15 protein-coding genes are annotated in these 21,548 nt (G+C 66.7%); 9 read left to right on the plus strand and 6 right to left on the minus strand.

Annotated features, from left to right (window positions below):
* The first annotated feature begins 239 nt into the window (after positions 1-239).
* Entirely contained in the window at positions 240-2,141 is a 1,902-nt protein-coding gene (gene asnB, locus AC5P67_RS13950) for an asparagine synthase (glutamine-hydrolyzing) (RefSeq protein ID WP_495214794.1), read from the plus strand.
* A 766-nt stretch (positions 2,142-2,907) separates the two neighbouring features.
* Here asnB and AC5P67_RS13955 read toward each other — a convergent pair.
* Together AC5P67_RS13955 and queD are read right to left on the minus strand one after the other, a co-directional pair.
* Positions 2,908-3,255 carry a phasin family protein gene (locus AC5P67_RS13955; protein ID WP_111117640.1) on the minus strand — a complete coding sequence of 116 codons (348 nt, stop codon included), beginning with the start codon at positions 3,253-3,255 and terminating at the stop codon, positions 2,908-2,910.
* Between the two features lie 116 nt (positions 3,256-3,371).
* On the minus strand, positions 3,372-3,734 hold the full coding sequence (gene queD, locus AC5P67_RS13960) for a 6-carboxytetrahydropterin synthase QueD (RefSeq protein WP_005407953.1): 363 nt from the start codon (positions 3,732-3,734) through the stop codon (positions 3,372-3,374).
* 192 nt (positions 3,735-3,926) lie between these two features.
* Here queD and AC5P67_RS13965 point away from each other — a divergent pair, with 192 nt between their 5' ends.
* Together AC5P67_RS13965 and AC5P67_RS13970 are read left to right on the plus strand one after the other, a co-directional pair.
* Positions 3,927-6,566, plus strand: coding sequence for a TonB-dependent receptor plug domain-containing protein (locus AC5P67_RS13965; protein WP_495214796.1), 2,640 nt, complete (start codon positions 3,927-3,929; stop codon positions 6,564-6,566).
* A 74-nt stretch (positions 6,567-6,640) separates the two neighbouring features.
* A complete protein-coding gene (locus AC5P67_RS13970; RefSeq protein ID WP_495214797.1) occupies positions 6,641-9,235 on the plus strand; it encodes a M14 family zinc carboxypeptidase in 2,595 nt (864 codons plus the stop codon).
* 565 nt (positions 9,236-9,800) lie between these two features.
* Here AC5P67_RS13970 and AC5P67_RS13975 read toward each other — a convergent pair.
* A complete protein-coding gene (locus AC5P67_RS13975) occupies positions 9,801-11,216 on the minus strand; it encodes a DEAD/DEAH box helicase (protein WP_043033908.1) in 1,416 nt (471 codons plus the stop codon).
* A 937-nt stretch (positions 11,217-12,153) separates the two neighbouring features.
* On the opposite strand from AC5P67_RS13975, the gene AC5P67_RS13980 reads away from it, so the two are divergent.
* The gene (locus AC5P67_RS13980) at positions 12,154-13,143 is read left to right on the plus strand and encodes a fumarylacetoacetate hydrolase family protein (RefSeq protein WP_005407957.1); all 990 of its coding nucleotides are present in this window, start codon (positions 12,154-12,156) and stop codon (positions 13,141-13,143) included.
* 14 nt (positions 13,144-13,157) lie between these two features.
* Positions 13,158-13,826 (plus strand): maleylacetoacetate isomerase, encoded by a 669-nt coding sequence (gene maiA, locus AC5P67_RS13985; RefSeq protein ID WP_060380110.1) that lies wholly within the window; start codon positions 13,158-13,160, stop codon positions 13,824-13,826.
* Between the two features lie 44 nt (positions 13,827-13,870).
* On the opposite strand, the gene AC5P67_RS13990 is transcribed toward maiA, so the two are convergent.
* The 3 genes from AC5P67_RS13990 to AC5P67_RS14000 all read right to left on the minus strand — a co-directional run bounded on the left by AC5P67_RS13990 (position 13,871) and on the right by AC5P67_RS14000 (position 17,853).
* Positions 13,871-15,331, minus strand: coding sequence for a UdgX family uracil-DNA binding protein (locus AC5P67_RS13990; RefSeq protein WP_059036186.1), 1,461 nt, complete (start codon positions 15,329-15,331; stop codon positions 13,871-13,873).
* The gene (locus tag AC5P67_RS13995) at positions 15,312-16,595 is read right to left on the minus strand and encodes a putative DNA modification/repair radical SAM protein (protein WP_012479051.1); all 1,284 of its coding nucleotides are present in this window, start codon (positions 16,593-16,595) and stop codon (positions 15,312-15,314) included. The genes AC5P67_RS13990 and AC5P67_RS13995 overlap by 20 nt, the downstream gene beginning before the upstream one ends.
* Before the next feature lie 130 nt (positions 16,596-16,725).
* Complete coding sequence (locus tag AC5P67_RS14000; protein ID WP_004141526.1) at positions 16,726-17,853, minus strand: PilT/PilU family type 4a pilus ATPase; 1,128 nt, start codon at positions 17,851-17,853, stop codon at positions 16,726-16,728.
* 121 nt (positions 17,854-17,974) lie between these two features.
* On the opposite strand from AC5P67_RS14000, the gene AC5P67_RS14005 reads away from it, so the two are divergent.
* The 4 genes from AC5P67_RS14005 (at position 17,975) to AC5P67_RS14020 (ending at position 21,453) form a co-directional block, all read left to right on the plus strand.
* Complete coding sequence (locus AC5P67_RS14005) at positions 17,975-18,340, plus strand: DUF4398 domain-containing protein (protein WP_005407961.1); 366 nt, start codon at positions 17,975-17,977, stop codon at positions 18,338-18,340.
* Positions 18,337-19,221 (plus strand): OmpA family protein, encoded by an 885-nt coding sequence (locus AC5P67_RS14010; protein WP_005407962.1) that lies wholly within the window; start codon positions 18,337-18,339, stop codon positions 19,219-19,221. Before AC5P67_RS14005 ends, AC5P67_RS14010 begins: the two co-directional genes overlap by 4 nt.
* A 324-nt stretch (positions 19,222-19,545) precedes the next feature.
* Positions 19,546-19,782, plus strand: coding sequence for an HP1242/YdcH family protein (locus tag AC5P67_RS14015; protein WP_005407964.1), 237 nt, complete (start codon positions 19,546-19,548; stop codon positions 19,780-19,782).
* A 300-nt stretch (positions 19,783-20,082) separates the two neighbouring features.
* Complete coding sequence (locus tag AC5P67_RS14020) at positions 20,083-21,453, plus strand: pyridoxal-phosphate dependent enzyme (RefSeq protein WP_005407965.1); 1,371 nt, start codon at positions 20,083-20,085, stop codon at positions 21,451-21,453.
* Positions 21,454-21,548: the final 95 nt, after the last annotated feature.

Genomic DNA, 21,548 nt, shown 5'->3' on the forward strand with positions numbered 1-21,548 from the left:
CTGGCGCACGGGCCGGGCCTCAGGCCTGGCAACAACTTGGCGTCCAGCATAGCCTGATGCTGTTACAAAACGTTACCTTCGTGATACGCACGGTGACCATCGCTGACAGCAATGCGACTGACGCAGGGCCGGGGGCGGGCCGAGCATGGAGTCTCCTCCGCTCCGCGTGTCGCTCCCATGTCGCCCGCCGCCGCCTGCCTGCTGAACCCGTCCCGCCGCTGCCGCTGCGGAGGTGCCCGATGAGCGGCGTGGTCGGGGCCTGGCTGCCGCCCGCCGAGGACGAACACCTGCTGCAGCAGCTGGCGCCAATGCTGCGCGCCCTGCAGCAGCGCGGCCGGGGGCGCATCGGCTACTGGACCGATGCCGAGGCCGGCCTGGCGCTGGGCCACTGCCGGGCGCCAACCGATACGCCGTTGCAGCCCCTGAGTTCGGACTGTGGCCGTTACGTGCTGTGCCTGGATGGCCGGTTGTACAACCGGGCCGACCTGCAGTCGCAGCTGCGCGATCTGCCACGCAGCTGCAGCGATGCGCGGCTGCTGCTGCAGGCGATCATCGAATGGGGCGTGGAACGGGCGCTTTCCCGCATCGAGGGCGCGTTCGGTTTCAGCGTATGGGACCGCGAGTCGCGCGAACTGTGGCTGGCCCGCGACCCGGTTGGCGAGCGGCCGCTGTACTACGGCTGGTACCAGGGCCGGTTCCTGTTCGCCTCGGAAATGAAGGCACTCCAGGCCTTTGCCGGTTTCGCCCCGAGCATCGACCAGGATGCGCTGAGCCTGCTGCTGCGCCATGACTACGTGCCGGCACCGCACACCATCTACCGCGGCATCCACAAGCTGGTGGCAGGCGCGATGCTGCGCATCGATCTGAATGACCATGCGGCTGGCGGCTCCAGCCAGACCGCACAGGGTGGTTCACGCTACTGGTGCGCACGCGATGCGATGCAGAGCGCACTGCAGGAACCGCTGCTGCCGGCGCCGAGCCTGGAGCAGGCGACCGACCAGCTGGAAGCTGTGCTGCAGAAGGCCATCGCCGCACGCATGCATTCGCCGCTGGCCTGCGGCGCGTTCCTGTCCGGCGGCACCGATTCCTCGCTGGTGACGGCGATGATGCAGGCACAGTCGACGCTACCGATCGAAGCGTGGACGGTTGGCTTCGACGATCCCGGCCATGACGAGAGCGATTGGGCCTCGCAGGTCGCGCGGCATCTGGGCGTGCAGCATCATCTGCACCGGATGGACGCGCGTCAGGGCCTGGATCTGCTGCAGCGGCTGCCGCAGGTCTGGTGCGAACCGTTCGCCGATGCCTCGCAGCTGCCGACCCTGCTGGCCAGCGAACTGCTGGGCGCGCGCAAGCCGGTGGCGCTGACCGGCGACGGCGGCGATGAACTGTTCTTCGGCCACCCCAGCTATGGCCGCGCGCTGCGCAATGCACGCCTGTGCGGTGGCCTGCCGGACTGGGTGCGTGATCTGGCGCGGCGCAGCGGCAACCGCATGAATGTCGAGCGCGGCCGCCTGGGCGGCTGGCGCGCACTGGTGGCGGAAGTCGCCGCCAACGACGTGGAAGGTCACTACCTGCAGCGCGTGACGCGCTGGCGGCAGCCGGCGCAGGTGGTGCTGGGTGCACGCGAGCCGATGACGATCTTCCAGCAGCAGGACACGGCGCTGCCGGCCGAGGCCCGCATCCAGCTGCTGGATTTCCGCATGGACCTGGCCGAGGGCATTCTCGCCAAGGTCGATCGTGCGGGCATGGCGGCGGGCGTGGAGACGCGCGCGCCGCTGCTGGACATGGAGGTGGTGCGGTTGGCCTGGCGCCTGCCGCAGCACCTGAAGTACCACGATGGGGAGCACAAGCGGATCCTCAAGCATCTGCTGGCACGCTATCTGCCGGAGCCGCTGGTGTATCGCCCCAAGCGCGGCTTCGGACCGCCGATGGCGCGCTGGTTGGCGGGCCCGCTGCGCGATTGGGCGGAAGCACTGCTGGACCCGCAGCTGCTGCGCAACCAGGGCTGCTTCGATGCGGCACGCGTGCGCGGCATCTGGGAAGCGTTTCTGCGTGGCGAACGCAAGTGGCACACGCACCTGTGGAACGTGTTGATGTTCCAGGCGTGGCACCAGCACTGGCACGTCAATCGCGGGCGTTGAGATTCCTTCGCGGTTTGTTCTGCGTGGCGCAGGACGTAGGCCCTTGCGTACGAATGTCCTCCGGCGCCGGCCGTTGGCCGTCACCTCCCCCTTTACTTCGTACGCAAGGGCCTACGTCCTGCGTTCGGAGTTCGTCGACGCCTCGTTGAAAGGCGCCGCGAGCGCTGCGCTTTTCCTTTCCTGCCGCAAGCCGAGCCTCGTCGGGGGCGGGCAGGGGGTTGGGCAAAGTAAAGGAGGAGGGGACGGCCAACGGCCGGCGCCGGGGGACATTTGCCCAGGCCCCTGCTTGTCTCGGCGGGGCCCGTCAGTTCGCGGGGAATCGGGACGAAGACACGCGTGTGGCGGATTCATTCTGCGTGGCGCCGTGCGGATGCCCTTGCGTACGAATGTCCTCCGGCGCCGGCCGTTGGCCGTCACCTCCCCCTTTACTTCGTACGCAAGGGCATCCGCCCGGCGTTCGGAGTTTGTCGGCGCTTCCTTGAAAGGCGGCCGCGTGCTGCGCTTTCCTCACCGCACGCCGAGCCTCGTCGGGGCGGGCAGGGGTTTGGGCGAAGTAAAGGAGGAGGCGACGGCCAACGGCCGGCGCCGGGGGACATTTGCCCAGGCCCCTGCCTGCCCCGACGGGGCCCTTCAGCTCGCAGAGACGTCGGGCGAAGACGCACTTCGGTATCCAAACGCCAAGCAAAAAAAGACCCGGCAGAGGGAGGGATCTGCCGGGTCCGGATTGCGTGGGGGGAGGGACCCACGCAATGAGCGTTGCGTCGCGTCAGTGGTTGTTCGCGTCCGCCGTTGATTCGTTGTAGCCCTGCACCAGTTCGGACCAGGCCTTGCCGGCCTGCAGGCCGAGACCGACCACGTCCTGCTGGGCCTGGCCCAGCCGCTGCAGGTTGTCCTGCCACAGCTGTGCGCCCTTGTTGAGCATCCCGGCCGTGTCGTCACTACGGGCCAGTTCACCCAACCAGCCGCCGGTCGCGGTCAGGTTGCGCTCCATCGCCTTCAGCTGCACGCCGAACATGCTTTCCGCGTTCTCCAACGCCAACCGGTTCGCGCGGGTTGCTGCGGCGGCGAGCCGGCGGGTGGCATCACTGAAGCGATCGCTGAAGGCGGCGGCCATGGGGCATCAGGGAGTGGCTTGATGCATTGCAGCATACGCCGTTGATGCGGCAATGCAACAAAAATAACAAAGGCGCCCAAGGCGCCTTTGAAACACCTTTCAGATCAATGGGTTGATCAGGCCGTCGGGCCGCGGTAGCGACAGCCGGAGGTGCAGGTTTCGTGCACGGTGATCTCGCTCAGCGCCGGCAGGCTGGGCTTGAGTTCGTTCCAGATCCACACCGCCAGGTTCTCGCTGGTCGGGTTCTCCAGGCCGGGGATGTCATTGAGGTAGTGATGGTCCAGGCGGTCGTAGATCGGCTGGAAGGCCGCCTTCACGTCGCCGAAGTCCATGATCCAGCCGGTCTGCGCCCCCGGCTCGCCCTCGACCTTCAGTTCCACCCGGAACGAGTGGCCATGCAGGCGCGCGCACTTGTGCCCCGGCGGCACGTTGGGGAGGCGGTGCGCCGCCTCGAGCATGAAGACTTTGAAGATTTCCATGGCGCGATTGTACGCCGCAGGTGGCCGGCCATCCTGAGCGGATGTTGGGCTTTCGTGAAGTAACTCTTTCCATCCGGATGAAGAGATGATAGTTTCTCTTATATCCGTATGAAGAGATGTTATTGGCCGGACCCCGGCCAGGCATGGACTACTGCGGAACTACGTCGCCCTTTCCACCTCCCCCACATCGTCATGCCCAAGCACACCCTGCTCGTGGCGGCCCTGGCCGTCGCTCTGGCCGCGCCTTTGTCCGCCGCCGCCGAAACCTCCGCCGATGCCAGTGGCGAAGCCAGTACCCTGGCCGCCGTGCGCGTCACTGGTTCCAACATCAAGCGCGCCGATACCGAGGCCTCCAACCCGGTGCAGGTGATCGGCCGCCAACAGCTGGAACAGACCGGCAAGGCCACCGTGGCCGATGTGCTGCGTTCGATCTCGGCCAACACCGGCAACGCCAGCAACGAAACCACCAACAATGGTTGGGCGTCCGGCTCGGCCGGCATCGGCCTGCGTGGCCTGTCGCAGAAAAACACGCTGGTGCTGCTCAACGGCCGTCGCCTGGCCAACTACGGCTTCCCGGCCGGTGGCCTGTCCGACACCTTCGTCGATCTCAATGCGCTGCCGCTGGTCGCGGTCGAGCGCATTGAGGTGCTCAAGGACGGCGCCTCGGCGGTGTACGGCTCCGACGCCGTGGCCGGCGTGGTCAACATCATCACCCGGCAGAACTTCGAAGGCGCCGAGATCGGCGGCAGCTTCGGCGGTGCCGACCAGGGCGGCCTGCACGAGCAGAACCTGAAGTTCGTCGGCGGCCTGGGTGATCTCGACACCGATGGCTACAACATCCTCTTCAGCCTGCAGGGGTACAACCGCGAGCGCCTGGACCAGGACGAACGCAACCTGACCAGGAGCGGCATCTACACCGACAAGCCGGGTGGCCGCTGGAACGGCTGGTCGGCCAAGGGCGCGCGCTACCTGGTCAACGGCGTCTCGGTGCCGATGCTCGATGCCAACGGCAACTGCCCGACCGGCACCACCCGCGTCGCCAGCGCACCGATCGACGGCCTGGCCGGCGACACCTGCGGCTTCAACCAGGCACCGTTCACCACGCTGATCCCCTCGACCAAGCGCTACCAGGCCTACGCCAACGGTACCTTCCGCCTGAACGACAACGTCGAAGCGTTCGGCGAAGTGCTGTACAGCCAGATCAAGAGTGCCGCGTGGTTCGGCAGCAGCCCGTTCTTCACCCTGGAGAGCGGCCGCTTCGCACTGAACGCGAACAGCGGCCTGGCCGAGCCGGTGTCGTCGCTGCTGCCGGCCAACAATCCGTACAACCCGTACGGCCGCGCGGTCCCGATCGAGTACACCTTCTTCGACCTGGGCGGCACGATCAAGACCAACCGTTCCACCGCCTACCGCGGTGTGTTCGGCCTGCGCGGCACCACCGCGAAGTGGGATTGGGAAGTGGCTGCATTCGGTGCGCGCAGCAGCGAGCGTGAGAGCGTGTCCGGTGGCTTCGCCAACCGCTGGGCGCTGGCCGACGCGCTGGCCACGGGCAGCTACAACCTGCTCAACCCGGCGGCCACGCCGCAGTCGGTGCGTGATTCGATCAACATCGCCACGCTGCGTCCGGCCGAATCCAAGCTGCAGGGCATCGATGCGAAGATTTCCGGCAGCCTGGGCCACACCTGGGCCGGCGAGATCGGCTTCGCCGCCGGCGCCGAGTGGCGCCGCGAAAAGCTCGACTCCAACAATCCGTGGCAGATCGATGCCGGCCTGCAGGTGCGCCCGGCCATTGCCGAAGTACACGGCAAGCGCCAGGTCAGTGCGGCCTACGCCGAAGTGAACGTGCCGCTGGCCTCGACGCTGGAGCTGTCCGCCGCCGCGCGCGCTGATCACTACGATGATTTCGGCGATGCGTTCTCGCCGAAGATCGGCCTGCGCTGGCAGCCGCTGGATGTCCTGCTGGTGCGTGCGTCGGCGTCGAAGGGCTTCCGGGCACCGTCGCTGTCGGAAAACTCCAACAGCACCAGCATCGCCTACGGCAGCGTGGTCGACCCGCGTGATCCGGACGTGCCGGGCTCGCGCCAGAACCCCACCTTCTTCACCGTCGGCAACAACGAACTCAAGCCGGAGCGCACCAGGAGCGTCAACTTCGGTGTGGTGCTGTCGCCGTGGGCCAACACCAACCTGAGCGTGGACTACTACCGCATCCAGCTGGACAACCTGGTCGGCACCAACAACACCCAGACCCTGGTCAACGACAACGTGGCCGGCGCCGTGCAGCGCGATGAGCGTGGCAAGCTGCAGGCGGTCTACAACCGCTACCAGAACCTGAGCGAGCTGAAGACCTCGGGCATCGATGTCGAGCTGCGCCAGCGCATCCCGACCGCGGCGCTGGGTGACTTCACCGTGTCCTCGGCCTACACCCACGTGCGCGACTACCGTCGCCCCACCGTGGTCGGTGGGCCGCTGGTCGACTACGCCGGCAGCAACCTGGGCGCGACCCTGCCCAAGGACAAGGCCACCACCACGCTGGACTGGAAGTACGGTGATTTCAACGCAGCCGTGACCTGGTACTACACCAGCAGCTACCGCCAGGAGGCCAGCACCGCCGCCAAAGCCGTGCAGCAGCGCGTCGGCAGCTACAGCCAGTACGACCTGTACCTGGCCTACACCGGCATCGACAAGCTGACCGTGTATGCCAAGGTGCAGAACCTGGCCGACAAGACGCCGCCGTACGACGCCTCGTTCCCGGGCATCCGCGCGCCGTACGACTTCAGCCAGTACGACCTGCGTGGCCGCTACTTCACGCTGGGCTTCGATTACCGCTTCTGATCCATCCGCCGCGGCCGGTCACCTGAGGGGACCGGCCGCGCGATCGTCTGCCGTTGTGTTCCAGGGGAGTCACCGTGTCCTTGCATCGCCGTGCCGTTCTTCCGTTGCTGCTTGCCGCCGCCACCGCACTGTCCTCGCCGCAGCCGGCGCAGGCACAGAGCGCGTACTTCTTTCCGCAGGTCACCAACGCGGCGGCGTTCGATGCAGCGGTGCCGACGCCGGAGCAGTTCCTCGGCTACCCGATCGGCAGCCGTTACACCCGGCACGACCAGCTGGTGGCATACTTCCAGGAACTGGCGAAACGCTCGGACAAGATCAGCGTGCGCGAGATCGGCCGCAGCTATGAAGGCCGCCCGCTGTTGATCGCCACCGTCACCGCTGCAGGTAATCATGCGCGGCTGGAACAGATCCGCCAGCAGCACGCGACCCTGGCCGATCCGGCGCAGCCGCGCAGCGCCGCCGGTGACAGCCCGGTGGTGGTGTGGCTGGGCTACAGCGTCCACGGCAACGAGACCTCCAGTGCCGAGGCAGCGATGCTGACGGCGTACTACCTGGTGGCCAACCGCAGCGCAGAAACCCAGCAATGGCTGCAGCAGGCGGTGGTGCTGTTCGATCCGGCGCAGAATCCGGATGGTCGTGACCGTGCTGCCAACTGGCACAACGCCTGGGCGTCCGACCCAGCTTCTGCCGACCCCGCCGACAAGGAACACGTCGAGCCGTTCCCGCAGGGTCGTACCAATCACTACTTCACCGATCTCAACCGCGACTGGCTGGCCCTGACCCAGCAGGACTCACGGCCGAAGGTGGAGGTGTTCCACCAGTGGTACCCGAACGTGCAGATCGACTTCCACGAAATGGGCAAGGACAGCACCTACTACTTCGAGCCCTCGCCGAAGAGCATGCACAGCCCGCTGATTCCGGCGGCGTCGTATGAATTCAACAAGACCCTCGCCAAGTACCACGCGCAGGCGCTGGATGCGCTGGGGTCGCTGTACTACACCGGCGAGAATTTCGACAACTTCTCGCCGGTGTACGGTTCCACCTATCCGGACTTCCATGGCGCTGTCGGCGTTACCGTCGAGCAGGCCAGCTCGCGCGGCCGCGTGCAGGAATCGGTGAATGGCCTGCTGACGTTCCCGTTCACCATCCGCAACCAGGTCGCCACCGGGCTGGGCACGGTGCGTGGCGCAGTGGCCGAGCGCAGCGGCCTGTTCGACCTGCAGAAGCAGTTCTTCCAGAGCGCGCTGAAGCAGGCTGCGCAGCAGCCGGTGAAGAGCTTCGTGTTCGGCGATGCGCATGACCCGGCCCTGACCCGTCGCCTGCTGGAACTGCTGCTGCTGCACCGGATCGAGGTGCGCGCACTGGACCGTGCAGTCACTGTCGATGGGCAGCGCTTCGATGCCGGCAGCGCCTACGTGGTGCCGGTGCAGCAGGCGCAGTTCCGCCTGGTGCATTCGATCTTTGCCGAGACGCCGCCGATCAAGGGTGATGTGTTCTACGGCAGCACCAGCTATGCGATCGCACCGGCCTACGGCGTGGCCTTTGCGGGCAGCCGCAGCCGTATCGAAGGCGGCGCACGCGTGGCCGCGCTGCCGGTGGAGCAGGGCGCGGTACTGGGCGGCGAGGCCGGATTCGCCTACGCCATCGACTGGCGCAACTACAACGCCGGGCGCGTGCTGGCCGCGCTGCAGGGCAAGGGCGTGAATGCACGCGCGGCATTCCAGCCGTTCACCACCGCGACCGCGCAGGGCGACATCAGCTTCGCCGCCGGCAGCCTGGTCATTCCGGTTGCCGGGCAATCGCTGCAGGGCGCGGCGCTGCTCGAGACAGTGACATCGGCCGCGCGCGAGGCGGGCGTACAGGTCCACGCGCTGTCCAGCGGCCGGAGCCGCGAAGGCATCGACCTCGGCAGTGACGGCGTCAAGGCGCTGCGCAAGCCTGCGGTGGCACTGGTGATGGGCGAGGGCGTGGCCGCCACCGAAATCGGATCGGCGTGGTTCCTGCTCGACCAGCAGCTGCAGTTGCCAGCCAGCAAGCTGGATCCGCAGCAGCTGGGCAAGGTACCGCTGGACCGCTACACCACGATCGTGCTGTCCGGTGGCACCTACACGGGCGTCGATGCCACGGCGGTGGCTGCACTGAAGCGCTGGGTGCAGGCCGGAGGTTCACTGGTGACCTACGGCAGTGCCTCGAAGTGGGCGATCGAGCAGAAGCTCGCCGACGGCGAAAAGCTCGGCAAGGAAGAAGACGCTGCTGACGAAAGCCGCCGTGCGTTCGGCGATCAGCGCGACATTGCCGCGATCGAGCGGGTCAGCGGCAACATTCTCAGTGCCGACGTGGATACCAGCCATCCGCTGGCATTCGGCGTGCCGCGCCGGCAGCTGGCGATCAACAAGGAGAACACGGGGACGCTGCAGCCGAGCGCGAACCCGTTCTCCACGGTGGTGCGCATCGACACGCCGCCGCGGGTGAACGGCTACCTGTCCGAGCGTAACCGCACGCGGGTGGCAGGCAGTGCATGGCTGCTGGTGTCGGCGCAGGGGCAGGGCAACGTGGTGCTGTTTGCCGATGACCCGGCACACCGCAAGTACTGGCACGGAACGGACCGACTGCTGATCAACGCGATCTTCTTCGGGAATCTGGTGAATCCGGCGAAAGCGCGGGGTTGAGGTGTTTGGCGCCGAGTTTCTGTTGTGCTTGGGAGGCAGGGGGCCTCAGCCAGGACACGCCGTAAACCCATCCATGGGGGCTCGATGGCGCCATCCTTGGCGCCAACGGTCCTGGCTGAGGCCCCCTGCCTCCCATGACAGTTTCCTGCGGGCGCGGACGCATCAGACCCCAAGGCGGGAGCAAGGGCAAATACAAAAGCAAAAGCAAAAGCAAAGCCAGGAATTGCGACTTCGGCTTTTGCCTTTGAATTTGAGTTTGAATTTGAATTTGAATTTGAATTTGATCTTTCTTCTCCCGGCTACCCGGCGGGAGAAGAAGGCGCAGGCAATGCTTGAAGCGGATGGGCATGGGGGCAGCGCAGAACCGTTGGCGCCATGGATGGCGCCATCGAGCTTACATGGACGTATTTACAGCGTGTTCTGCGCTGCCCCCATGCCCATTCGCCCTCGGTACTGCCACCGCGTGCGTTATCACCCGGTAGCCCGCAACAAAAAAGGACGGCGCGTCAGCGCCGTCCCTCGATAGCCCCCGCGTGGCGGGAAGCACCATCCATGTCAGCTGGAATCAGCCGGCGCGACCACCGCCGTTGCCACCCTGGCCACGACCGCGGCCGCCACCATTGCCGCCACCACCACGGCGCTGGCCCTGGCCGGCACCTGCACGCTGCTGGCCATTGCCACCGCCTTCGCGGCGGCCACCGCCGGCCTTCTTCGGGCCTGCGTGCGCGTGGCGCGGCGCATCACCGTGCGGACGGCGCGCATGGCTCTTGCGCGGTGCGCGCTCGCCGGTATCGTGCTCGGCCTTGCCCGGCGCACTGTTGCCCCAGCGGATCGGCGTCTGCAGCTCGAAGCCCGGTACATCGCGGATGTCCATGTCGCGGCCCAGCAGGCGCACGATCGCACGCAGCAGCTTCACTTCATCCTGTGCCACCAGCGAAATCGCCTGGCCGGTCGCGCCGTTGCGGCCGGTACGGCCGATGCGGTGCACGTAGTCCTCGGCCACCATCGGCAGGTCGAAGTTGATCACCTTCGGCAGCTCGTTGATGTCGATGCCGCGCGCAGCGATATCGGTCGCCACCAGCACGGTCACGCGGCCGGCCTTGAAGTCACCCAGTGCACGCAGGCGCTGCCCCTGGCTCTTGTTGCCGTGGATCGCCGCGGTCTTGATGCCCGACTTTTCCAGGAACGAGGCCAGCTTGTCGCTGCCGTGCTTGGTGCGGGCGAACACCAGGGTCTGCTCGCGGCTGTCCTGCGCCAGCAGGTGCAGCAGCAGGTCGCGCTTGCGACCGGCATCGACCGGGTGCACGCGGTGGGTGATGGTTTCGGCCACGGTGTTCTTCGGCGTCACCTGGATCTGTTCCGGGTTGCGCATGAACTCCAGCGCCAGCTGGCGGATGTTGTCCTCGAAGGTGGCCGAGAACAGCAGGGTCTGCCGGTTCTGCTTCGGCAGCTTGGCCAGGATGCGCTTGATCGACGGCAGGAAGCCCATGTCGAGCATGCGGTCGGCTTCGTCCAGCACCAGCAGTTCAATGCCGGACAGGTCGATGCTGCGACGCTCCAGGTGGTCGATCAGGCGGCCCGGGCAGGCCACCAGCAGGTCCACGCCACGGCGCAGGATGTCCAGCTGGTTGCCCATGCCGACGCCGCCGTAGATACAGGCGCTGGGAATGCGCAGGTACTTGCTGTAGCCGCGCAGGCTGTCGTGCACCTGGGTGGCCAGTTCGCGGGTCGGGGCCAGGATCAGCGCGCGCGGCTTGCGCGGGCCGCTGCGCACTTCCTGCGAGGCGGTGCCCAGGTGCTGCAGCAGCGGCAGGCCGAAGGCGGCGGTCTTGCCGGTGCCGGTCTGTGCGCCGGCCAGCAGGTCACGACCGGCCAGTGCCAGCGGGATCGCCTGCTGCTGGATCGGGGTCGGGTTTTCGTAGCCCTGCTCGGCAAGCGCACGCAGCAGGAAGGGCGCCAGGCCCAGCGATTCAAAAGACATTGAGTTTGCTCCAAGTACAAGAAACGCCTGTCCGAACGGACAGACGGGGGCAGATCAAACTGATCGGCTGACTCGGAGCGTTCCCGTGAACCGCGCTGCGAGAATTGGGTGCAGCCGGCACGAAGCGCAGGCTGGAATGCGTGACGAACGGCGTCGGAGTGGGGGCGGGCGAAGAGGGCGGACCCTGGTCGCCGGCGATCCCGGAGGGAAACGGACGGCCGCTGCAGACCGCGCAAGTCTAAACGATGTTTGAGACTTCACGCAAAAAGACCTGTTCAGGTAGGGGTTCTCTCTGCAGGGCTGCGCCCTGCACCCGCAGAGGCTGAAGCAACGTCAAAGGCCGGGTTCCTGTGGGAGGCGGGGTGGGTCCGGTGGCAGGGGGCGCTGCAAGTACGTCCATGTAAGCTGGGTCGCCGCTTGCTCGTGTGCGCAGTCCTGCGCACACGGCAAGACCGGGGTTGGGCGTCCTGCCCAACCCGCCCGAGGCATGCCTCGGGCCCATGCGGCTCACGCCCCTGTCACCGGACCCACCCCGCCTTCGACAGTTTTCCGCGATCTGTCGAATCTCATTCGATCAATTTCGGTGTCTGACGGATCTCGACGATGAATGATGTGGATGTTCGATCAGTCATTGGGAACCTGTCGGGGGTGCGGCGGTGTGGGTGGGCAGGACCGTTGGCGCCATGGATGGCGCCATCGAGCCCCCATGGACGGGTTTACGGCGTGTCCTGCCGGCCCACACCGCCCCGCCCAACCAGCAGAAAGCCAGAGCCGCTTTTGACGTTGCCGTTGCTGTTGCATTGAGCCGGTGCAGGGCTGCAAGCCCTGCCGAACCCCCCACTACGGTAGGGTGGGCCGATGCCGCGCTGCAGCTTGGCGCCGCCGCAGATTTGATTACACTTGAAACTTGTTTGCCCACGACTCCGGACACCCACCCATGAAGCTTGGTTCTTTGAAGGAAGGCGGCCGCGACGGCACCCTGATCGTCGTCTCGCGTGACCTGCGCCACGGCGTGCGCGCCACCGGCATTGCCGCCACCCTGCAGCAGGCTCTGGAAGACTGGAGCCACATCGCGCCGCGCCTGAACGCCCTGTACGAATCGCTCAATGCCGGCGACGCCGACGGTGTGTTCGACCTCGACCCGCAGGCCCTGGCCGCGCCGATGCCGCGCGCCTATGAATTCGTCGACGGCAGTGCCTACCTGCCGCACGTCGAGCGCGTGCGCCGCGCCCGTGGCGCCGAGGTGCCGGAGAGCTTCTACACCGATCCGCTGATGTACCAGGCCACCAGCGCCGGCTTCTACGGCCCGCGCGATGCGGTCAAGGTGGTCAGCGAGGAGTACGGTATCGACCTGGAAGCGGAGATCGTGGTGATCACCGACGACGTGCCGATGGCGGCCACCCCGGAACAGGCGGCGGGCCACATCCAGCTGGTCGGCCTGGTCAACGATGTGTCGCTGCGCAACCTGATTCCGGGCGAGCTGGCCAAGGGCTTCGGCTTCCTGCAGTCCAAGCCGCGCTCGGCGCTGTCGCCGGTGTTCGTCACCCCCGACGAATTGGGCGTTGCGTGGCAGGACAGCAAGGTGCACCTGCCGCTGCTGACCCACATCAACGGCAAGTGGTTCGGTGCACCGGAAGCGGGCGTGGACATGCAGTTCAATTTCGCCCAGTTGGTCGCGCATGCGGCCAAGACCCGTCCGTTGGGCGCCGGCACCATCGTCGGCTCGGGCACCATCGCCAATGAAGACACCAGCAAGGGTGCCTCGTGCTTCGCCGAGCAGCGCGTGGTCGAAACCCTGCGCGACGGCAAGCCGAGCACGCCGTTCATGTCGTTCGGCGACGTGGTCCGCATCGAGATGCTCGATGCCGCCGGTAACAGCATCTTCGGTGCGATCGAGCAGCGCATCGAACAGGCCGCCAAGCCCTGAGCATGGAGGCGGCCATGGAGATTCCGGTCGACGACGGCATCGTGCTGTACACCTACTGGCGATCCAGCGCCGCCTACCGCGTGCGCATCGGCCTGGAGCTGAAGGGCCTGGCCTGGGAGGCCCGGCCGGTGCATCTGGTGCGCGACGGCGGAGAGCAGCACCTGGACGCCTATCGCGCGCTCAACCCGCAGCAGCAGGTGCCGACCCTGCTGCATGAGGGGCATGTGCTGACCCAGTCGCTGGCGATCCTTGAATACCTGGACGAGCGCTTCCCGCAGGTGCCGCTGCTGCCGGCCGATGCCGCCGGCCGTGCGCGGGTGCGGGCACTGGCCCAGCTGGTGGCCTGCGACATCCACCCGATCAACAACCTGCGGGTGATGCAGTACCTGGAGCGCGACCTGCAGCTGCCGGCCGACGCCCGTATGCAGTGGACCCTGCACTGGATGGCCGAGGGCTTCGCGGCAATGGAGGCGATGCTGGCCAACAGCCGTGACACCGGCACCTTCTGCCACGGTGACCGCCCCGGGCTGGCCGACCTCTGCCTGCTGCCGCAGCTGTACAACGCCCATCGTTTCGGCCTGGACCTTGCGCCGTACCCGACCCTTCGCCGCATCGAGGCCGCCTGTCAGGCGCTGGACGCCTTCGACCGCGCGCGCCCGGAAAACCAGCCCGACGCAGCCTGAAAGTAGAGGGACGGAGGGGATCAGGTCGCAAGTGCATTCACGACTTAATCCCCTCCGTCCCCTTTTTGCAGCAGTTGCGCGAGATCATCGCGGAACAGTGCATAGGCCCGTTCGCGGCGCGCGCCATCGCCTTGCCGCAGCACCCACGCCGGGTGCACGGTGGCGTAGCCGCGGGTGCCTTCCTCCAGCGTGTGCCAGCGTCCACGGTCGCGCGACAGATTGAAATCACGGCCAAATACCGAGGCTGCCGCGGTTGCGCCCAGGCAGACGATGAGCTGCGGCCGCACGCGCGCAATCTCGCCCATCAGCCACGGCCGGCAGGCCTGGATGTGGCGGCTTTCCGGCCGCTTGTGCAGCCTTACCTTGCCGCGCCGCTCATGGTGGAAGTGCTTCACCGCGTTGGTCAGGTACAGCGTGGCGCGATCGATTCCCAGCTCGGCCAATGCGCGGTCCAGCAACTGGCCGGCAGGGCCGGCGAACGGCTGGCCGCGCAGATCCTCGGTATCGCCAGGCTGCTCGCCGATCACCATCACCCGCGCATCGGCCGGCCCCTGGCCGAACACCGTCTGTGTGGCGGTCTCCCACAGCGGGCACTGGCGGCAGGCGCTGGCCTGCTGTCGCAGCGTCTGCAGGCTGGCGGTATCTGGGCGCGCTGCCGCAGCGTCCCCACGCATGGGAATCCTGCGCTGGGGTGCCTGCGCGGGCCGGTCATGCATTTCCTGCACGCGATCGCCCGCATCGCGCACCAGGCGCGGCAGCAGCTGCGCCTCGGGCAGGTGGCGCCAGTATCTGGCCGGCATCTCCTGCATCATCATCCGGGTGTTGAGCCGGGCCGGATTGAAGATGCTGGCGTAATAGGTCTGCCACAGGGCCTCGCGCGCATCTTCGGCCGGGGCGTCCTCGCGCCGTGCGCCGGGGCCGAAGGTCAGCGCCTGTCCATCCCACGCCACGCTGCGCGAAGGAGTGAGGATCGCCCAGCGCATGCCGGTGAAGCGGCGTGCGAAGAACGGCGCGACCCGGTCGACGATGTGGTGCTGTGGCTCGAACCAGGCGATGAACGCATCAGGTTGGCCAGGCACCTCGCGGAAGCGCACGAATGCCTTCATCTTGTGCGTGTCACGGCGGACGGCCTGGGCCAATGTCATCGCACGCAGCACATCGGCATCGGCGGGATTGGTCAGCACCGCGCGTTCGCCATGGGTGATCCGCCACAGCAGCCGGTACAGCAGTGACAGGCGCTGCGGTTCGCCATGGCACAGGCAGGTGTCGGCCAGTTCCAGGAATTCGCGCGGGACGCCGGGAACGCTTGCCTGTGCCGCCACCGGTGCCTGCTGCACCGGCGGCGCATCCAGCAGCGAAGCCTCGCCGCCTTCGAGCCAGTCCAATTGCTCGGGCCGCACGCCCCGCAGCAGCGCATCACGCGCGCCGTCGCGCCAGGCCTGCAGCGACCACGGCGGATCCACCCGCTGCGACCAGCGCGGCGCGTCAGGCTGCCGGCGGTGCATCGAACAGTGATCCCTGGCGCGGCGGCGGGGCCAGTTGTGCTCGCAGCGCGGCCGGGTCATCCAGTGCCTTGCGCGGGTGATGGTCGGCCAACAGCACGAACGGTAGCAGTTTGCTCATCGGCGCCTTCAGGCGGGCGATGTCCGCCACGCGCAGGCGCCCGTGCCGGCGCGCCATCAGCACCCGGTCTGCATTGCGCACGCCCAGGCCGGGCACCCGCAGCAGCATTTCCTTCGGTGCACGGTTCAGATCGACCGGGAAGCGTTCGGGATGGCGGATCGCCCAGGCCATCTTCGGGTCGATATCCAGATCGAGCATTCCGCCCTGGGTGGTGTCGGTGATCTCGTCCACGCCGTAGCCATAGAAGCGCAACAGCCAGTCGGCCTGGTACAGCCGGTGCTCGCGTTGCAGGGGTGGGGGCTGCAGCGGCAGCTGCCGGCTGGCATCGGGAATCGGGCTGAACGCGGAGTAGTAGACCCGGCGCATCCGGTAACTGCCGTACAGGCTGTCGGCGCTGGCCAGGATCTGCTGGTCGTTGGCCCCGTCCGCGCCGACGATCATCTGCGTGCTCTGCCCGGCCGGGGCGAAACGGGGAGGGCGCGGGCGTGCGCTGCGGCTGGCCGTCGGCGCCACCGCTGCGGGGGCCTTGCGCGCCTCCTTGGCTTCCTCGATGCGCCAACGCAGTTCGCCCATCGCGCCGCGTATCGAATGCACCGTCTTCTCCGGCGCCAAGGCACTCAGCCCGGCTTCGGTGGGCAGTTCGACGTTGATCGACAGGCGGTCGGCGTAACGCCCGGCGCTGGCCAGCAGTTCCGGCGAGGCCTCGGGAATGGTCTTGAGGTGGATGTAGCCGGCGTAGCGGTGTTCTTCGCGCAGTTGCCGGGCCACCTCCACCATCTGCTCCATGGTGTAGTCCGCATTGCGGATGATGCCGCTGGAGAGGAACAGGCCCTCGATGTAGTTGCGCTTGTAGAAGTCCAGGGTGAGCGTGACCACCTCGTCCACGCTGAAGCGCGCGCGTGGCACATTGCTGGACACGCGATTGACGCAATAGGCGCAGTCGTAGACGCAGAAGTTGGTCAGCAGGATCTTCAGCAGCGATACGCAGCGGCCATCGGGCGTATAGCTGTGGCAGATGCCCATGCCCTCGGTGCTGCCGATACCGCCGCTGGCGCGCGAATCGCGCTTGCCCGAGCCGCTGGAGGCGCAGGAGGCGTCGTATTTGGCGGCATCGGCCAGAATGGCCAGCTTGCGGATGGTTTCCATTGAGGAAACCTACGGATGAGGGGTCTCATTGGATGAGACGGCCCCTGAATTTTTCAGGAAAAGGGGACGGAGGGGATCAAGTCGTAAGTGCATATACGACTTAATCCCCTCCGTCCCCTTTTTCGTGCGGTCAGAAGCCGTGGGTGATGCTGGGTGCGCCGGCCGAGAAATCCGCGTACGGGTCATGCTCGCCGCTGCTGCCTTCAGACAGGCGGAACTTCAGCGCCAGGCCGTCGCGCGAGTCGGCGGCGCGCAGCGCTTCCTCCTGCTCGATGGTGCCGGCCTTGGCCAGCCGGAACAGGCACTGGTCAAAACTCTCCATGCCCTCTTCCAGCGATGCTTCCATCGCCGCCTTGATCTCGTGCACCTGGCCGCGACGCAGCAGGTCGCGGATCATCGGCGTGTTGAGCAGCACTTCGGTGGCCGGCAGGCGACGGCCTTCCTTGTTCTTCACCAGGCGCTGGCTGATCACCGCACGCAGGTTCAGCGCCAGGTTCATCAGCACGTTCTTGTGCGCGCTTTCCGGGAAGAAGTTCAGGATGCGCTCGATGGTCTGGTCGGCGTTGTTGGAGTGCAGGGTGGCCAGGCACAGGTGGCCGGTTTCGGCAAAGGCGATCGCCGCCTCCATCGTCTCCGCATCCAGGATTTCACCGATCAGGATCACGTCCGGCGCTTCACGCATCGCGTTCTTCAGCGCGTTGTGGAAGGCATGGGTATCCAGCCCGACCTCGCGCTGGTTGACGATCGACATCTTGTGCTTGTGCAGGTACTCGATCGGGTCTTCGATGGTGAGGATGTGACCGGTGGTGGTGCTGTTGCGGTGGTCGATCATCGACGCCAGCGAGGTGGACTTGCCGGAACCGGTGGACCCCACCACCAGTACCAGCCCGCGTGGGGTCATGATGACGTCCTTCAGCACCTGCGGCAGGTTCAGCTCCTCGATGCTCGGAATCCGGCTGCGGATGGCACGGATGACCATGCCCACTTCGCCGCGCTGCTTGAACACATTGACGCGGAAGCGACCGGCATCGGGCAGGGCGATGGCCATGTTGAGTTCCAGCTCGCGCTCGAACTGCGGCACCTGGCCTTCGTCCATCAGCGAGTAGGCGATCTTCTTGACCATGCCCGGCGGCAGGCCGGTGTTGCCCAGCGGATAGAGCTTCCCCTCGATCTTGATGTAGACCGGTGCCCCGGTGGTCAGAAACATGTCCGAAGCGTTCTTTTCGGTCATCAGCTTCAGGAAGTAGCCGATATCCATTGCGAATTTTCCCCAACGAAACGGCCGACGCCCGTTGCCAGCACGGTGTCGGCTTGACGACAATGGCCGTGAACCGACAACCGGTACGGCCTCCCCAATGAAACGACTTAGCTTCGCACGAATGCGCCACAGCCTGTATGTGATGGCGTTTGCATTCGCACTGTCTGCCCCCGCCTGGGCGCAGGATGGCGCGATGGAACTGGCCCAGGCCCGGCAGGCGGTCGACAAGGCCACCCAGGCCGATGCCGACCAGTACGCCCCGGACCTGATCGGGCTGGCCCGGCAGGGGCTGGAGCAGGCCCAGCGCGCCGCCGGCGACCGCCGCGAGCGCAAGAATGCCCCGGCCATGGCCCTGCGTGCCGCCGCCGATGCCGACCTGGCCCGCGTGCGCAGCGAGGAAGCCACCGTGACCGCGCAGCTGCAGCTGCGCCGCAACGAGGTCAACCAGCTGCAACGCCAGCTGTCGACCGGGGAGGATCGCCGGTGAAGCCGATGACTGCCGCAACCTTGGCCGCGCTGCTGGCGCTGCCGACCCTGGCCGTGGCCGCCGACAACCCGATGGTGGCGCAGCTGAGCCAGCGCTTGATGGCCATCCAGGCCAACCCGGATACCGCTGAGCTGGGCGCCTTCGAGCGCATGCAGGCCCAGCAGGCCATCGCCACCCTGGACAAGGCCAAGCGCCGCGACCAGGAGCTGGCCACCTACCTGGCCGAGCGCCGGGTGGAGATCGCCGAGACGGCCGTGCGTACCGCGCTGGCCGCCCGCGAGGTCGACCGCCTGGAGCGGACCCGCAGCGACCTGCTGATCGAGGCCAGCCGCCGCGATGCCGCGCGTGCCCGCCAGGAAGCCGAACAGCTGCGCATGCAGGCACAGATGCAGGCCGAGGAGGCTGAACGCCTGCGCCAGGCCGCCGAGGCCGAGACCCTGGCCCGCCAGGACGCCGAGAACGCCCTGACCAGCGTCGCCGGCAAGCAGCAGCAGCGCCTCAGCGCCGCCCAGCAGAACGCCGCCAAGCTCGCCCGCGAGGAAGCCGAGCTGGTGTCCGGTCAGAAGCTGCCGGGCTCGAAGTTCGATGGCCGCGGCGAGGTCTTCACCTTCCGTGGCGATGCCTTTGCCGCCGGCGCCTCCAGCCTGTCCGGCGGCGCCCGCAACCAGGCCAAGGCGTTGGCCGAATACCTGAACATCGGCAAGAAGGGCCGCCTGCGCATCGAGGCTTACGACAGTGCCAATGGCGTAGGCCAGAAGCGTGCCGAGGCCCTGCGCGATGCCCTGGTTGCGGCGGGTGTCGCGAGCAACCGGATCCAGCTTGCCGGCAAGAAGGCGGCCTCCACCCAGGCACGTTCAGCCGAAGTCATCATCGCCCCGTAATTGCTTGATATTGTTTGTTTTTCGTTGTGATGAGCATTCAGCCTGAACCCCGCCCCGGCGGGGTTCGGTCTTTTTGACGCAGGGGTCTTGTACCCCGCCTTTAGCAGGCGTAGGGTCAATCGTCCGGGACGCAATGCCGCGGACCGGACGATGGGAGGGCCGGGCCGATGCAAGCAGGGCGCGAACCGCAGCAGATCGACGTGCGCAGGCCAGTGCTGCAGGTCGTTGCAGGCGTCCAGGTGGCCATCGACCGGCGCTCCTCCATGAACAACGCCCCGTGCCTTGCGGCCGGGGCGTTCGTGTATCTGTCGAAGGAGGTCCATCATGTTTGAAGATCAGCCCCAGAGCGAGATCGACGCACGTCGCGCGCGTGATCCGGAGTTCAGGGCGCTCCATGACCAGCACCGCAAGTTGAACAAGAAGTGCATGGACGCGGAGTTGGGTGTACTCCCGATCGATGATGTCACCCTGGGTCGCATGAAGCGCGAGAAGCTGCTGGCCAAGCAACGACTTCTGCGAATGTACGAAACACCGCTCCCAACGACGTCCCCCACGCTTTGACGCACCCCGTCACGCCCGGAACGGCGTGACCCGGCCATCGATGGCCCCGCCGGGCGCTCCTGCCCCGGCATCGCGGCACCGCCGATGAGGCGGCCGCGCCAAGGCACCACAGGCGGTGGTGCCTTGGCCTGCAGGCACAACTCACCGATGCGGGCGGTACCGGTCTCCTCGTCGATCCGGGGCCGTCCGCATCTCTTTCTGCGGGCTTGCGGCCCGTCTCCGCGCCGACCTGACATTCATCGCCATCCGACGGATAATCATCGGTCCGGCCCCCTGCGGCGCGAACCGAAAGTCCTCCGAATGCCCATTCATTCTTCCGTCCTCGAACTCATCGGCCAGACCCCGATCGTCAAGGCCCAGCGCCTGGACACCGGCGTCTGCGAGCTCTACCTGAAGCTCGAAAGCGCCAACCCGGGTGGATCGATCAAGGATCGCATCGGCCTGTCGATGATCGAGGCGGCGGAGCAGCGCGGCGACCTGAAGCCGGGTGCGACCCTGGTCGAGGGTACCGCCGGCAACACCGGGCTGGGCCTGGCCCTGGTCGCGCAGCAGAAGGGTTACAAGCTGATCCTGGTCGTTCCCGACAAGATGAGCCGCGAGAAGATCTTCAACCTGAAGGCGATGGGCGCCGAAGTCCGCCTGACCCGCTCGGACGTGGCCAAGGGCCATCCGGAGTACTACCAGGACCTGGCCAAGACCATCGCCGAGCAGACCCCGGGCGCCTACTTCATCAACCAGTTCGGCAACCCGGACAACCCGGCCGCGCATGAATTCGGTACCGGCCCGGAGATCCTGGAGCAGATGGGCGGCGACCTCGACGCCATCGTGTTCGGCTGCGGCAGCTCCGGCACCATGACCGGCCTGTCGCGTGCCTTCGCCAAGCTGTCGCCGAAGACCGAGCTGGTGCTGGCCGATCCGGTCGGCTCGATCCTGGCCGAATACATCAATGACGGCGTGCTCAACGACAAGTCGGGCAGCTGGCTGGTGGAGGGCATCGGCGAGGACTTCCTGCCGTCGATCTCCGACTTCAGCCGCGTCAAGAAGGCCTATGCCATCAGCGACGCCGAGAGCTTCCACACCGCGCGTGAACTGCTGGGCAAGGAAGGCATCCTCGGCGGCTCGTCCACCGGCACCCTGCTGGCCGCTGCGCTGAAGTACTGCAAGGAGCAGACCACGCCGAAGAAGGTGCTGGTGCTGGTCTGCGATACCGGCAACAAGTACCTGTCGAAGATGTACAACGACTACTGGATGCTGGACAACGGCTTCCTGGAGCGCCCGCAGCACGGTGACCTGCGCGACCTGATCCTGCGCCCGTACGGCCAGCGCGACACCGTGGTGATCGGCCCGAACGACCTGCTGACCACCGCCTACCAGCGCATGAAGCTGTACGACGTGTCGCAGCTGCCGGTGATGGACGGTGACCAGCTGGTCGGCATCGTCGACGAAAGCGACGTGCTGCTGCACGTCTATGGTGACGAAGCGCGCTTCCGCGACACCGTCGCCACCGCCATGGTCAGCAAGCTGGACCGGCTGGACGTGAAGTCGCCGATCGAGGCGCTGCTGCCGGTGTTCGACCGCGGCCAAGTGGCGATCGTGATGGACGGCAACGCCTTCCTGGGCCTGATCACCCGTATCGACCTGCTGAACTATCTGCGCCGTCGGGTGCAGTAAGCCGTTGATCGCAGACGTTCGCTGCTGAATCCCGGTTTATCCGCGTCAAAGGTCGTTAAGGCCGCGCTGGTAGACTTCCGCACCTTCGATGGCGC

It is taken from the genome of Stenotrophomonas sp. YJH_SMC_21, assembly GCF_059369555.1.